This is a genomic window from Actinophytocola sp. (assembly GCF_036378875.1).
Lineage (GTDB): Bacteria > Actinomycetota > Actinomycetes > Mycobacteriales > Pseudonocardiaceae > Actinophytocola.
Window position 1 is genome coordinate 1 of record NZ_DASUVO010000137.1, and the last position, 13,799, is coordinate 13,799.

A 13,799-nucleotide genomic window follows, 5' to 3' on the forward strand; every position below is an offset into this window, starting at 1 on the left:
CTGGCGCATCAGCCACGCGAGAGCGATCTGGGCGGGCGGCACCTCGCGGCGCTGGGCGACGGTGGTGACCGCGTCGACCACCGCGTCGTCGGCGGCCGCGGCCTCGGCGTACAGGAGCCGGGCGTACTCGTCGCTGCCGGCGCGGACAGAGCCGCGGCCTCGGCCGCCCGCCAGCAGGCCGCGCGCCAGGGGGCTCCACGGGATGACGCCGACGCCCTGGTCGAGGCAGAGCGGGATCATCTCGCGCTCCTCCTCGCGGTACGCCAGGTTGTAGTGGTTCTGCATGGACACGAACGGCGTCCAGCCGTTGTCGGCGGCCACGTGCTGGGCCTTGGCGAACTGCCACGCCCACATGCTGGAGGCGCCGATGTAGCGGGCCTTGCCGGCACGAACGACGTCGTGCAGGGCCGCCATGGTCTCCTCGATCGGCGTCTCGTAGTCCCAGCGGTGGATCTGGTACAGGTCGACGTGGTCGACGCCCAGCCGGTCGAGCGACGCGTCGATGGCCGCCATGATGTGCTTGCGGGACAAGCCTTTGTCGTTCTGGCCGGACCCCATCGGGAAGTAGACCTTGGTGGCCAGCACGTAGTCGTCGCGGCGGGGGAACAGTTTGGCGAGCAGTCGCCCGGTGATCAGTTCGCTGACCCCGCCGGAGTACATGTCCGCGGTGTCGAAGAACGTTACGCCCGCCTCGACGGCCTGCAGGACGATCGGCTCCGCGGCGTCCTCGTCGAGTACCCAGTCCCGCGAGACGGTACTGCCGTAGCTCATCATGCCGAGGCAGATTCGGGACACAGTGAGGCCGGAGGTGCCCAACCGGAGGTATTCCATGGGAAGGAATCTGCCAAAGTGGAGCCTGCGGACGGAATGGCATTGTCCAGGTGGACGGCGCGAGTTGTCTTGAAACTCAAGGCATACCAGCCAGGTCGCCTGCGCCTTGACGCCACGCCAGGTTGACCCTAGCGTCAGTCGCAACACGATGGGTAACGTTACCCAAACCGGGAGCACGCAAGCTACCAAGCACTGTCATCAAAGCGGCGGTCCACTGTGGCCATTGACTGAAACGTTTCAACAACGGAGTTGGGAGGGGTTCCGATGGTGGGCTCGAGGATGACCCGCAGGGCGATGATCGGCGGGTCGCTGTCGGTGGTCGCCGGGATGGGCATGCCGCTTCGGGCACTCGCGCAGAGCACGGAGAGAACAGCCGAGGCGGCAACCCGTTACGGCAAGGTGCGCGGGAAACGCGAGGACGGCATCGTGAAGTTCCTCGGCGTGCCCTACGCCACGCCGCCGCTGGGCGAACTGCGGTTCAAGGCCCCGACGCCGCCCAGAAGGTGGCACGGCGTGCGCGACGCGGTGAGCTTTCCCAACCCGGCATTCCAGGTGGCGGGCAACGAGATGGGCCCGAACGGCAACGGCCGGATGCCAGCACCCTCCGAAGACTGCCTCTACCTCAATATCTGGACCCCCAACGCGGACTGCGGGCGTCGGCCGGTGATGTTCTACAACCACGGCGGCGGCTACATGATCGGCTCCGGCTCCGCCACGGGACAGGACGGCACCCATCTGGCGCAGCTCTACGACGTGGTGGTCGTCGAGTCCAACCACCGGCTCGGCATGCTGGGCTACCTGTTCCTTGGCGACCTCGCCGGCGGCGACTACGCCGCCAACCAGGGGATGCTGGACATTCTCGCGGCGCTGCGCTGGACCAGGGAGAACATCGAGAACTTCGGGGGCGACCCCGACAACATCATGGTCTGGGGCGAAAGCGGTGGCGGCGCCAAGACCGCGGCCATCTACACGATGCCGGATGCCGCGCGGCTGTTCCACAAGGCCTCGATCGAGAGCGCCGCGCCGCTGCGCTTCCCCACCCGTGAAGGCGCCACTGCCCGGGCCAGGCGCACACTGGAGCTGTTGGGCCTGACCACGGCGGACATTCCCAGGCTGCATGACATTCCGGCCGAGAGACTGCTCGAGATCCAGCAGTCCGAGGCAGCTAATGGGGTCGCGCCCTGGGGCGACCCTCCTCCGCTCCCCGGTTTCGGCGCCTTCGTCGATGGCCGAGTCATTCCGCAGCATCCCTTCGCCGACGGCGTCGCGCCCTTCTCGGCCGGCAAGCCGCTGATGTGCGGCACATGCCGCGATGAGACGGTGTTCTTCAGTCTCTTCGGGCCGCGCGACATCTTCCGCATCGACGAGGCCGGCCTTCGCAGGGAGCTGAGCAGGACGTATCAGGGCGCCGAGCTCGACCAGATCATCAACACCTTCCGCGGGTCGCGACCCGACGCGACGCCGGCGCAGCTCTACTTCGCGATCACCACCTCGCCGATCTGGCGCGACGCGATCAAGATCGCGGAAACCAAGGCGGCGCAGCGCGCGGCGCCCGTGTTCATGTACCAGCTCGCCTACAAGAACCCGACCCTGGTGCCAGGCACCGATTTCCCGCTCGGCTCGCCGCACGCGTCGGACATCAACCTCAAGTTCGCCAACACCGACAAGAACCTCGACTCCTTCCTCTACGCGGATCAGTCGCCGGGGCGGCTCGCGACCGCACGGCACATGAGCGGACTGTGGGCAGGCTTCGCGCACCGGGGCCGTCCCACCGCGACGGACCTGCCGACATGGCCCGCCTACACGCCGAGGAACCGTGCCACGATGTGGCTCGACGCCACGTGCAGGATCGTCAACGACCCGGACAAGGACGAAAGGCTGTTCTGGAACAACCGCCCCTGAGGCGTCACGCGATCACCGGCGGCTCCCCGACTCGACGATTAGTCGGGGCTCGGTCGAATTGTCACCATGACATGGAACCGATCGGTAACAGCCGTTCAAAGAACCATGTCCCGGCAATAGGATCCGGGCGTGCGCGACTACGAGGTCGGTAAGGACGGTCTTGCCGTGATCGTCGTCGGTGTCGACGGGACTCAGCGCGCACTGCATGCCGCCGCCTGGGCCAGTGGGCTCGCCCGGCGGGAGCGGGCGCGGCTGGTGTTCGTGTACGTCGAGCAGTTGACCAGCCCCGCCTACTGGTCGCCGTTCGGGATGGCGACCGCGGCGGAGGCGGCGACCGAGCTGGTCGACGAGCTGCGCGGCACGATCACCGACTATCTCGGCACGACGGGGGTGCGGTGGGAGCTGGTGCACCATCGCGGCGACCCGGCGCACGGCCTGGAGAAAGTGGCCGAGGAGCTGCGCGCGGACTGCATCGTGATCGGCCGGGGCAACGGCGGGGTGGCCAAGTTCCTGATCAACGACGCGCGACGTCCTGTCGTGGTCGTTCCCTAGTCTGCATGCCATGACCGAGGACTTCCGTGACGCCGACCTGTCCAACCAGAAGTGGGAGGGCCGCCACTTCGACCACGCCGACTTCACCGAAGCCGACCTGCGTGGGCTGGTGACGAAGGGCTGCACGTTCGACCACTGCGACTTCACCCGCGCCGACCTCGGCGAGTCGAAGCACACGGCGTCCGCGTTCCGGTCATGCACCTTCGAGCGCACGAACCTGATGCACTCGACGTTCGGGGGCTGCACGTTCCTTGGCGCGAGCTTCCACGAGTGCCGCTTCCGCCCGTGGCAGCTCACCGACACGGACCTGACGCTGGCCAGCCTGGCCGGCGCGAACCTCCGCGCCACCACACTCGCGGACCTGCGCCTCCGCGAGGCCAACCTGACCGGCGCCGACCTCCGCGACTGCGACCTGACGGGCACCGACCTGCGCGGCGCCCGCCTGCTGGAAGCCAAACTGGCGGGCGCCGACCTCCGCGGCGCCCAACTGGACGCCAACGGCCTGCGGCAGGCCTCGCTGGAGGGCGCCAGGGTGGACATCGACATGGCCATCGCCTTCGCCGCGGCCCACGGTCTACAGGTGGGCGACTGACAACGCCTAGCCTGGGTGCGGAAAACACCAACGGAAGGCGCGGCCGCAGATGAGCGAGACCGATCCGCACATTCATGTCGAGAAGAAGGTCGTGGAGACCGGCGCCGAATTCCGCAACGTCGTCGCGTCGACGTTGGGGCACGTGCTCGACGCGCCGACCGTCGTCACCACCGGTTGTGGCCACCAGGTGCCGTATGCGATGACCTCGCAACGTCCGGAGAGCGTCACCTGTCTGGCCTGCCGGGAACACGCCCACCGCGAGTACATGAAGTTCGCCGACCAGGTCGAGCACATGTGTCAGATGCCCGGCCTGAACATCGCCGGCATCACGCCAGAAAGCGCGGCCGAGGCCGTGGCCCGGCTCCGCGAGGTGGCGAAAAGATTCTCCGGCTAGTTGTCACAGCCGCTTCGTGGCCGGTGTCTCCATGCCGAGAAACAATCGGAGGAGGAGACATGGCCAGGATCCCGAACGCGGAGCTGACCGGCATCTACGGCGCGCTGGTCAAGCGGATGGCCCGCAGGACGATCGGCAACGTGCCGGAAGCCGTACAGGTGTTGTGGCACAACAGGAAGATCGTGAACTTCAGCTTCGGTCTCAGTCGCAAAATCCAGAAGTTCGACCAGTGTGACCAGACGCTGAAGTCGTTCGCCCACATGGCGGTGGCGAGCCTCGTCGGCTGCGGCTTCTGCCTGGACCTGGGCTACTTCGAGGCCCACAACAAGGGGCTCGACGTGACCAAGGCACGTGAGGTGCCCCGGTGGCGCGAGTCGGACGTCTTCACCCCGCTGGAGCGGGACGTCATGGAGTACGCCGAGGCGATGACACAAACCACGCCGACGGTCACCGACGAACTCTCGGCCAGACTGCTGAAGGCGCTCGGCCCGGCCGCCCTGGTGGAACTGACCACCTTCATCGCCCTGGCGAACTTCATGACCCGCGCCAACACCGCGATGGGCATCGAGTCGGAGGAGTACTCGGCCGCCTGCGGCCTCGCGCCGCTCGCCACGGCCCAGCCGGCATGACAACGTTTGGCGGGCCGGCCAACGAGACTGGCGAAGGGTCGGTGACGTTTGGTGGAAGCGCTCGCCCACTGGCTGAAGCAAGCGAACCTGAAAGGGTTCCTGGTCGCACTCTCGGAGATCGTTGAATACCGCTTTGACGAACTCGACTGGGGTGCCTTCGAAGCCTGGCTCGAACCGTCGACCGGTGACTGGTTCATCTATCCGCTGGCTGGCCGAGTGACTGTCGAGGACGCCGTTTCACGAACTGTGGAAGAGGGCGAAATCGACCTCAGGGTCTCGCTCCCGCAGGCTGAACGGTGCCTCAGGGAACAGATCCGAGTGGCGTGGATGATTTTCAACCACTTCGACGTCTCGCCCGACGTCCAGTTCATCGACTGAGTGGCGGGCCGGTCATTGCCGGCCCACCACCACAACCTCAGCCTGGTGGCCGTTCGCGGTCGTTGATCTCCACGAGATGGCCGTGTGCCACGAGGTCGCCGACGGCGTCCGGCAGGAGGTAGGCCGTGCCTCCGCCGGGCTGGTCGAACCACGGGATCGCGGCGCCGGTCAACACCTGCACCGGCTGGCGGACGCGGTAGGCGTGGTACGGCCGGTCGATCCACTCCGGCACCAGCGACCGCTCCGCGAACGGGGTGCCCGCCACGTACACGAGGTTGCCGTCGTCGTCGCCGTAGCGGTCTATTTCCGTGCCCGGCTCCAGTTCCGTGACCCGCTTGCCGCGGAACAGCGTCAGCGGCGGCTCGCCCGGCAGCGGCCTGATCGGCCACTCCGAACCGGCCGCGGTGGCCGCCGCGCCCTTCACCGGGCGGGACGCCAGCACGGTCGCCTGCTCGCCCCGCCCTGCCGGTACCTCGACGCCACGCGGTGGTGACAGCGGCTCGTCCCGTGGCGGTGTCTCCATCGCCTTCGTCGGTTGTGGACGTGGCGGTCGCGGTGGCGCGAACCCCTCCTGCGACGGCTCGGAGAAGCCCGGTGAGTCCGCATAGGACGGTGGTGGCGAGAACCGGGCCGGCGTGTCGATCGGCTCGGAGAAGCCTGGCGAGTCCGCGTGCGGCTCGGAGAACCGGCCAGGGGAGTCGGTGTAGCCCGGGGTGCCCGGCGGCGGGCTGACCGGCTTGTAGTCGTCCGCCGGCTTCGGAGAGCCTGGCGAGTCGGTGTAGCCCGGGGTACCTGGCGGCGGGCTGACCGGCTTGTAGTCGTCGGACGGCTCGGCGAGGCTCCGGCGGCCCGGACTGTAGTCGTCCGCCGGCTCAGGCAGGCTCCGGCGACCCGGGGTGTACTCGTCCTGCGGCTCGGGCAGGCTTCGGCGACCTGGGCTGTAGTCGTCCGAGGGCTCTGGCAGGCTCCGACGACCAGGGCTGTAGTCGTCCGACGGTTCGGCGAGGCCCGGAGGCGTGTAGCCGTCCGACGGTTCCGAGAAGCGGCCCGGTGAGTCGGAGTACGCCGGTGGCGCGTAGTCCTCCGCCGGTTCCGAGAAACTCCGCCGGCCCGGCGAGTCCGAGTAGCCAGGAGTACCCGGCGGCGGACTGGCCGGCGCGAAGTCCTCGATCGGCGCCGACAGGGGTTCGAACGCCTCGATCGGGGCGGACAGCGGCTCGAACCCGTGGTCCTCCGGCGCGGGCACGGCCGGCGGCGGCATCGGCGGCAGCTCCGGGTTCTTCGGCCCGGCGGCCCACCGGTCGGTGTCCAGGAGCAGCTTGCCGAGCAGGAACGCCGACGCGTCCGCGACGTCCTCGAACATCGCGGGCGCGACCCATTCCCGGTCGTGCCAGCCGACTCGCCAGCCCTCGTCGGTCTTCTCCATCCCCCACGCGCGGGCGCTCGGCGGACCGCCGATCCGGTACGCGGTCTGCGGCACGTCGAGATCGTCGAGCCGCGCCCGCAGGTGCTCGAGCTCCTCCGCCGGTTCCTGTGACGGCAACGCGGCACGCGGCGGCGGGGGTGCTGGCGGAGCAGGCGCGGGTGCGGGCACCGGCAGCGCACGCGTCGGCGCCGGGGCCGGAGGTGCGGGAGCGGGCGCGGGCCGAGGCGGCGGGGGACCAGGCGGACCAGGGGGCGGGCCGAGGAACAGCTGCGCCGCCGAGCGGGTCTGCTCGTCGACCTGCGGCAGCTTGAAGCGCATCCGGCGGATGTGCTCCAGCAGGTCCGTCTCCGGCGAGATGTCGTGCTCGCGCAGGAAGTAGTTCACCGCGGCCGGCCAGATCCACGTGCCGTCCGTGTGGAACGCGATCGGCACCGACTGCTGGCCGTTCGGGTCGAGCCGGTCCACGTCGTACCCGCGGGCCGGGCCCACCAGCGGCGCGCCGTCCAGGTAGTCCAGGAACTCCTGGATGTCCATCTCGTCGACCGGTGGCCGGTTCACCGAGGGGCGGCCGTCCTCACCGGGACCGTCGAAGACCCGCGCGACCCGGAACCGGGGCGTCGGTGGGCCACCCGGCGGCGGGCCGGGAGGCGGCGGCGCTGACGCGAGCCTGCGACGCAACCACTCCGGGACGTTCTCGTCCGTGCGGGGGAACAGCCGCATGTCGTCCGGGTACGCCTGCGGGGGCGGCGGCATGTCCCAGCTCGGCTCTTCCCGGTCGTACTCCAGGTTGTAGCTCGACGGGTGGTCCAGGCGGTACCGCGCGTTGAACCAGGTGCCGCGCCCCTCCCGGTACATGCCGGCACGCAGGCGGGAGAACAGTTGCCTCAGGTCGGCCGGCATCTCCCACGAGTCGGTGGACCCGTCGGAGAAGGTGACCTTGCCGGTCGACTCGGCGTAGCGGCCGACAGCGCGGTAGTCGACGGTGAGCTGCTCCCAGTCGTCGGGTGCGACGCGTAGCATCGCCAGCCCGATCTGCTTGACCAGGGCGTCCTGCTCAGTCGGGGTTAGCTGGGTCGGTTGTGCCACGGTGACATCTTCCCTTGTCCTTCGGTCGGCGTCACAGCCTGCTTCTTTACCCCGGCCCTCCTGGTGGCCGCAAGGTCACGTAAGTAAGGATGACCCCACGTGACCTCCGCCGTATCAGCACACCATCCGCCGGCTCGGCTACGTGCGGCGGGTGCCTGTCTTGCCGCGCTGGGCGGGGTGGCGCTGGCCGTGCAGGGCCGGATCAACGGCCAGCTCGGCCTCCAGCTGCACGACGGGCTGTTCGCCGCGCTGATCTCCTTCTCCGTGGGGTCGGTGCTGCTGCTCATGGCGCTGCCGATCTTGCCAGCCGCGCGTGCCGGTGTGGGCCGTTTGCGTGAAGCGCTGCGTACCAAAGCACTACGCCCGTGGCAGTTGCTCGGCGGCTCGTGTGGCGCGTACCTCGTCACCACCCAGGGGCTCACGGTCTCGATCCTCGGCGTCGCGGTCTTCACGGTCGCGGTCGTCGCAGGTCAGATCGTGTGCAGCCTGCCCGTCGACCGTGCCGGGCTCGGGCCCGGAGGTCCTCAGCCCATCACACTCCCCAGAGCACTCGGCGCGTCACTCGCTGTGATCGCGGTGATCATCTCCGTCTCCGACCATGGCGCCTTCACTGTTTCGGGTGGACTTTGGTGGGCCGTACTACCGGCGGTAGCGGGCATCGGACTGGCGTGGCAGACGGCGGTGAACGGTCAGGTGCGGGCCGCGGCGGACAACGTCGTGGTGCCGACGGTGGTGAACTTCCTGGTCGGGACGTGCGCGCTGGCCCTGGCCGCGGTCGTCGACGTGCTCGTGCGCGGCTGGCCGGCGCCGCCACCCGGTCAGTGGTGGCTGTACGTGGGTGGAGCACTGGGAATCTGCGCGATCCTCACCGCGGTGACCGCCGTCCGGGTGACGGGTGTGCTGCTGGTGGGCATGTCGTCGGTCGCGGGTCAGCTGATCGGCGCCGTGCTGCTGGACGTGCTGGTGCCGGCCGCGGGCGGCCTCTCGGCCACGAGCCTGATCGGCATCGCGCTGACGATGCTCGCGGTCGGCATCGCCGCCATCCGTGTCGGACCGCGATGAGAGGATGTGGGCGTGACCGCGACGATCCTGGACGGCAAGGCAACCCGAGCAGCGATATTCGACAGCCTGCGGGCGCGTGTCGCCGCGCTGGCCGAGCAGGGAGTCGTGCCCGGCCTCGGCACGATCCTGGTCGGTGACGATCCCGGTTCCCACTCGTACGTGCGCGGCAAGCACAACGCCTGCGCCAAGGTCGGCATCAACTCCATCCGCCGTGACCTGCCGGCGGACATCACGCAGGCCGACCTGTACAACGTGATCGACGAGCTGAACCAGGACCCGGCCTGCACCGGTTACCTCATCCAGCTCCCCCTGCCCGGCCACCTTGACTCGGGCGCCGCGCTGGAGCGGGTCGACCCGGCCAAGGACTCGGACGGCCTGCACCCGACCAACCTCGGCCGCCTCGTGCTGGGGGAGACGGGCCCGCTGCCGTGCACCCCGCTGGGCATCGTCGAGCTGCTGCGGCACTACGACGTCCCGATCGCCGGCGCCAACGTCACCGTCGTCGGCCGCGGCGTGACGGTCGGCCGCCCACTGGGCCTGCTGCTGACCCGCCGCTCGGAGAACGCGACGGTCACCCTGTGCCACACCGGCACGAAGGACCTGGCCGCCGAGGTCCGGCGCGCGGACATCGTCGTGGCCGCCGCGGGCAACCCGGCGCTGATCACCCCGGACATGGTCAAGCCGGGGGCCGCGGTCCTGGACGTGGGCATCACCCGAACCGACGAGGGCCTGGTCGGCGACGTCCACCCGGACGTGAAGGAAGTGGCGGGCTGGGTGGCCCCCATGCCGGGCGGCGTCGGTCCGATGACGGTCGCGATGCTGCTGTCCAACACGGTGGCCGCGGCGGAACGAGCCGCGATATGACGACGCCCCACCGCCGCCGCCACCCCGTCCTGGCACACCTGCCGTTCGCGCTGGTGCTGGCCGTGGTGGCGTTCGGCCTGTTCCGGATCGTCCTGTACCACTGGCGCGAGGGCACGGTGGTGATCGGCATCGCGCTGTTCCTGGCCGCCGGACTGAGGGCCCTCCTACGCGACGACCAGGCCGGCATGATCATGATCCGCGGCCGAGGCGTCGACGTACTGACCTACTCAGCCTTCGGCGCCTGCATGATCTTCGTAGCAATGACGATCGAGGGCGGCCCACTGGGCAACTGAGCGAAGGTGAGGACGGGCCCATCGGGATCCTTGGAGTCCCGTACCGCGATCCCAGTCGCGAGGTGGGCCAGCTCAACGCAGTTCGGATCACCGGCGCTGAAGCTGCTCTTCCGCCAGATCAAATCGTCACCCCAAGCTAGCGGCCATTTCCACCACCAACCTTAGTGAGTTCTCCTGGCTGATCGCCACGCTCAGCAACGTGGCGATCGCGCGGTCGTAGACCGCGACCTCAGTGCGCTCTTCCAGGAAGAGGCTGGAGGTCAGGTGCCCCAGATAAACGACGCCTTGCCGGTCATCGAATCCGAGCCGTAGGAAGGGGCCATTGAGTCCGGGGTGGCCGCCCGCGATCGTGGGGACCACCCGGAGGGTCACGTTTGGCCGTTTCGCCACTTCGGCGAGATATCGCAACTGGTCTCGCATGACCTCGCGGCCACCGACGACGTTGCGCAACGCTGACTCGGTCACGAGCGCGATCAGGCGCGGGGCGTCGTGCTTGCGAAGAACCGACTGGCGATGGATCCGGCCAACCGCCCGCTCATCGACCTGGGCGGGATCGTCGATCATGCCGACTTCGCGGACCATCGCCTGGGCGTAGGGCACGGTCTGGAGCAGTCCGGGGATGACCAGTGGTTCGAAGCTCACCAGCTTGGTCGCCCGTGATTCCAGGTGCTTGAGTGTGGTGAAGCGAGCCTCGAAGGAGCCCTGCCGTTGCCAGAGGCCGGGCTGGTTGGCCCTTGTCGCGAAGGTGAGCAGTTCGAGGCGTTCCTCGCCGGTGACGCCGTAGACGACCAGAAGAGCGGCGACGTCCTCGGGCCGCGGCACCCGCTTCCCCGACTCCATCCGGGACAGGTGCGACTCGCTGATCCCGATGCGCGCGACGACCTGCGACAGCGTCAGCCCGCACGCCTCCCGCAGCCGGCGCAGCTCCTCGCCGAGCACCTCGATCCGAACGGTGGAATCCGGCCCCTGCAACATCACGGTCATTACTCGATCTCCCTCGCGAACTCGCCTCATCATGGCGTGCTGACCAGGGAGTCGACGGCCGCGAAGGACAATTCCACTCAAAGGACTGTCCCGTTGCGACCCCCGCAAGAAAGCGAAAGCCCAGGGCGGGCTTCCCCCGTAGACCCCGAGGACCCCGATGGCATCGCCGGGCCCGTGACGGTGTGGCGGGGGCCGCAGTGACTCGCTGCTCACAAGCGGCCCCGCCCGCCCCTAGCATGCTTGATAGCCTCCTGGCACCGGTTTTTCCTTTTCTCAGTCGGGAGGATCTTCCCCGTGGCAAGCAAGGCTGCCGTCAAGGTCACCGTCACTGGTGCCGCCGGCCAGATCGGTTACGCACTGCTGTTCCGCATTGCCTCAGGGCAGCTGCTCGGGCCCGACACGCCCGTCCGGCTGTCGCTGCTGGAGATCACCCCTGCGTTGAAGGCCGCCGAGGGCACGGCCATGGAGCTCGACGACTGCGCCTTCCCGCTGCTCGCCGGCATCGACATCACCGACGACCCGAAGCGCGCGTTCGACGGGGTCAACGTCGCGCTGCTCGTCGGCGCCCGCCCGCGTACCAAGGGCATGGAGCGCGGCGACCTGCTCGAGGCCAACGGCGGCATCTTCAAGCCGCAGGGTGAGGCCATCAACGCGGGCGCCGCCGAGGACGTCAGGGTCCTCGTGGTGGGCAACCCCGCCAACACGAACGCGCTGATCGCCAAGTCGCACGCCCCGGACGTGCCCGCCGACCGGTTCACCGCGATGACCCGGCTCGACCACAACCGGGCGCTGTCGCAGCTGGCCGCGAAGCTGGGCGTCGCCGTGACCGACATCGACAAGATGACGATCTGGGGCAACCACTCCGCCACCCAGTACCCGGACCTGTTCCACGCCGAGGTCAACGGGCAGCAGGCCGCCGCCGCGGTGAACGACGACGAGTGGCTGAAGGAGACCTTCATCCCGACCGTCGCCAAGCGGGGCGCCGCGATCATCGAGGCCCGGGGCGCGTCGAGCGCCGCGTCCGCCGCCAACGCCGCCATCGACCACGTGCACGACTGGGTCAACGGCACCGACTGGACCTCGATGGCGGTCGTGTCCGACGGCTCCTACGGCGTGCCCGAGGGCCTCATCTCGTCCTTCCCGGTGCGTTGCGCGGACGGCAAGTGGGAGATCATCCAGGGCCTGGAGATCGACGACTTCTCGCGGTCGCGGATCGACGCGTCGGTGGCCGAGCTTGCCGAGGAGCGGGACGCGGTCACGCAGCTGGGACTCATCTAGATCCGCAGGTCAGGCGTTAGCCGTGTGGCGCCCGTCATACCTGATGGCGTGAACATCCGGCTTCGGTCGTCATTGGCGGCCCCTTCAAACATCTTTTTCTCGACCGATCCGTCGAGGAGGAGGGGGCCACACAATGACCACCGAAGCCATTCACGCCGATCTCGTCGCGCTGTACGACGGCACCACACCCGTCCGGTCCCGCTGGGCCTACCGCGCCGACCAGCCGTTCACGGTCACCGCCGCGTTCCAGACCGACCCGGCACGCTGGGTCGAGTGGGTGTTCTCGCGCGAGCTGCTGGTCGAGGGGCTCACGAGCTCCGCTGGCGTCGGTGACGTCCGCTTCCACCCACTCGACGAGCGCGGCCTGCACATGCTCGTCGTGGAGATCGAGTCACCCGAGGGCTACGCCCTGCTCGAGCTGGACCGGGACGCCGTCGCGGAGTTCCTCGGCAGGACCGAGGAACTGGTCCCGCACGGCACCGAGGACGACCACTTCGACGTCGACGCGTTGATCGCCGAGCTCACCAGGGTCTGAGGAAAGCTCACGACCAGCACCCGGCCCTACGCTCAAGGCCGAGTGCTGGTCGTTCGTGCTTGTCGGTTCGGCTCCGCTCACGGAGCTTCGTCTTTGTCCTCCACCACGCAGTCTGGGCCCGGGAAGACGAGGCCTTCATGGCCGTCCGGGTAGCGGACGAGGTAGGGCGGGTGCCCGTCCGCGCCGCGCACCTCGATGATCTCGCCAACCTGGTCGGGGTTTCCAACGTTGCGACCGTGGACGTGAAGCCGGTCGCCGACTGCTGCATGCATAGCGCAACTGCCTCCCAACGCACACCAGGGTAGGTCCGGATTGCCCGACTGATTCTAGTCTGTCCAAGTGATTTCGCAGGTCCTTGCTCGTGTCGATGGCGTGTGCGGTGAGCTCGTGCTGCGTCGGGTCGGCCCCCACCACGAGATCATCGCGAACGGCGTCTTCCTGATGGACACCCGCAACGGCGAATCGGAACGGTTGATGGTGCGTGCCGCCGCCGAACGCATGCCCGCCGGTGGACGGCTTCTGGTGGGCGGTCTCGGTGTCGGCTTCTCACTCCGCGAGGCGCTGGCCCACCCGTCCGTCGGCGAGGTCGTGGTGGTGGAACGCGAACCGGCCGTGATCGAGTGGAACACCGCCTACCTGGACAACACCGGCCTGCTCGACGATCCGCGCGTGCGGGTGGTGTGCGCCGACCTGCTGAGCTGGCTCCCGGAGGCCGGCCAGTTCGCCGCGCTGTGCCTGGACATCGACAACGGTCCTGACTGGACGGTCGACGAGGGCAACGCGGCGCTGTACTCGTCCACCGGCCTGGCCTTGCTGGCGGAGGCACTCGTGCCGGGCGGGGTGCTGGCGGTGTGGAGCGCGGGTGCGGCGCCCGAGTTCACCGCGGCGCTGGCGCGTGACTTCGGCCCGGTGGAGACGCTCGAGATCCCGGTGCCGAGAGGCGAGCCCGACCGCGTCTTCATCGTGATCGCGGGGCGGTAACCGAACGCGGGT

At 68.9% G+C, this 13,799-nt stretch carries 17 protein-coding genes; 12 read left to right on the top strand and 5 right to left on the bottom strand.

The genetic code is table 11. The annotated features are described in order from the left end of the window. Positions 1–831, bottom strand: an 831-nt coding sequence (locus VF106_RS39580) for an aldo/keto reductase (protein WP_330845137.1), incomplete at its 3' end; no start/stop codon positions are given. Between the two features lie 333 nt (positions 832–1,164). Here VF106_RS39580 and VF106_RS39585 point away from each other — a divergent pair. From VF106_RS39585 to VF106_RS39610, 6 genes are all read left to right on the top strand, one after another. Beyond that, complete coding sequence (locus VF106_RS39585) at positions 1,165–2,733, top strand: carboxylesterase/lipase family protein (protein ID WP_330845171.1); 1,569 nt, start codon at positions 1,165–1,167, stop codon at positions 2,731–2,733. Positions 2,734–2,862: 129 nt separating this feature from the next. After that, complete coding sequence (locus VF106_RS39590; RefSeq protein WP_330845138.1) at positions 2,863–3,285, top strand: universal stress protein; 423 nt, start codon at positions 2,863–2,865, stop codon at positions 3,283–3,285. Positions 3,286–3,295: 10 nt separating this feature from the next. Beyond that, complete coding sequence (locus VF106_RS39595; protein WP_330845139.1) at positions 3,296–3,877, top strand: pentapeptide repeat-containing protein; 582 nt, start codon at positions 3,296–3,298, stop codon at positions 3,875–3,877. Positions 3,878–3,926: 49 nt separating this feature from the next. Continuing rightward, complete coding sequence (locus VF106_RS39600) at positions 3,927–4,271, top strand: hypothetical protein (RefSeq protein WP_330845140.1); 345 nt, start codon at positions 3,927–3,929, stop codon at positions 4,269–4,271. 59 nt (positions 4,272–4,330) lie between these two features. Further along, entirely contained in the window at positions 4,331–4,900 is a 570-nt protein-coding gene (locus VF106_RS39605) for a carboxymuconolactone decarboxylase family protein (protein ID WP_330845141.1), read from the top strand. 51 nt (positions 4,901–4,951) lie between these two features. Beyond that, the gene (locus VF106_RS39610) at positions 4,952–5,278 is read left to right on the top strand and encodes a hypothetical protein (protein WP_330845142.1); all 327 of its coding nucleotides are present in this window, start codon (positions 4,952–4,954) and stop codon (positions 5,276–5,278) included. Between the two features lie 37 nt (positions 5,279–5,315). Here the strand turns inward: VF106_RS39610 and VF106_RS39615 are convergent, their stop codons facing one another. Further along, on the bottom strand, positions 5,316–7,790 hold the full coding sequence (locus tag VF106_RS39615; RefSeq protein WP_330845143.1) for a TNT domain-containing protein: 2,475 nt from the start codon (positions 7,788–7,790) through the stop codon (positions 5,316–5,318). Between the two features lie 99 nt (positions 7,791–7,889). Here VF106_RS39615 and VF106_RS39620 point away from each other — a divergent pair, with 99 nt between their 5' ends. Genes VF106_RS39620 through VF106_RS39630 form a run of 3 tightly spaced genes read left to right on the top strand, consistent with a single transcriptional unit; the run spans position 7,890 to position 10,009 of the window. After that, the gene (locus VF106_RS39620) at positions 7,890–8,852 is read left to right on the top strand and encodes a DMT family transporter (protein ID WP_330845144.1); all 963 of its coding nucleotides are present in this window, start codon (positions 7,890–7,892) and stop codon (positions 8,850–8,852) included. Between the two features lie 12 nt (positions 8,853–8,864). Further along, positions 8,865–9,716, top strand: coding sequence for a bifunctional methylenetetrahydrofolate dehydrogenase/methenyltetrahydrofolate cyclohydrolase (locus tag VF106_RS39625; RefSeq protein ID WP_330845145.1), 852 nt, complete (start codon positions 8,865–8,867; stop codon positions 9,714–9,716). After that, entirely contained in the window at positions 9,713–10,009 is a 297-nt protein-coding gene (locus VF106_RS39630) for a DUF3017 domain-containing protein (protein WP_330845146.1), read from the top strand. The genes VF106_RS39625 and VF106_RS39630 overlap by 4 nt, the downstream gene beginning before the upstream one ends. Here the strand turns inward: VF106_RS39630 and VF106_RS39635 are convergent. Together VF106_RS39635 and VF106_RS39640 are read right to left on the bottom strand one after the other, a co-directional pair. Further along, positions 9,940–10,131 (bottom strand): DUF397 domain-containing protein, encoded by a 192-nt coding sequence (locus VF106_RS39635; protein WP_330845147.1) that lies wholly within the window; start codon positions 10,129–10,131, stop codon positions 9,940–9,942. The two genes, VF106_RS39630 and VF106_RS39635, sit on opposite strands and share 70 nt — an antisense overlap. A 4-nt stretch (positions 10,132–10,135) precedes the next feature. Next, positions 10,136–10,993, bottom strand: a complete 858-nt coding sequence (locus tag VF106_RS39640; RefSeq protein ID WP_330845148.1) for a helix-turn-helix domain-containing protein — start codon at positions 10,991–10,993, stop codon at positions 10,136–10,138. Positions 10,994–11,287: 294 nt separating this feature from the next. Here VF106_RS39640 and VF106_RS39645 point away from each other — a divergent pair, with 294 nt between their 5' ends. Further along, on the top strand, positions 11,288–12,271 hold the full coding sequence (locus VF106_RS39645; protein WP_330845149.1) for a malate dehydrogenase: 984 nt from the start codon (positions 11,288–11,290) through the stop codon (positions 12,269–12,271). Positions 12,272–12,404: 133 nt separating this feature from the next. Continuing rightward, positions 12,405–12,806, top strand: coding sequence for an SsgA family sporulation/cell division regulator (locus VF106_RS39650; protein WP_330845150.1), 402 nt, complete (start codon positions 12,405–12,407; stop codon positions 12,804–12,806). A gap of 77 nt (positions 12,807–12,883) precedes the next feature. Here the strand turns inward: VF106_RS39650 and VF106_RS39655 are convergent, their stop codons facing one another. Continuing rightward, positions 12,884–13,078, bottom strand: a complete 195-nt coding sequence (locus VF106_RS39655; protein WP_330845151.1) for a DUF1918 domain-containing protein — start codon at positions 13,076–13,078, stop codon at positions 12,884–12,886. A gap of 67 nt (positions 13,079–13,145) precedes the next feature. Here VF106_RS39655 and VF106_RS39660 point away from each other — a divergent pair, with 67 nt between their 5' ends. After that, positions 13,146–13,787, top strand: coding sequence for a spermine/spermidine synthase domain-containing protein (locus tag VF106_RS39660; protein ID WP_330845152.1), 642 nt, complete (start codon positions 13,146–13,148; stop codon positions 13,785–13,787). The last annotated feature ends 12 nt before the right edge of the window (positions 13,788–13,799 follow it).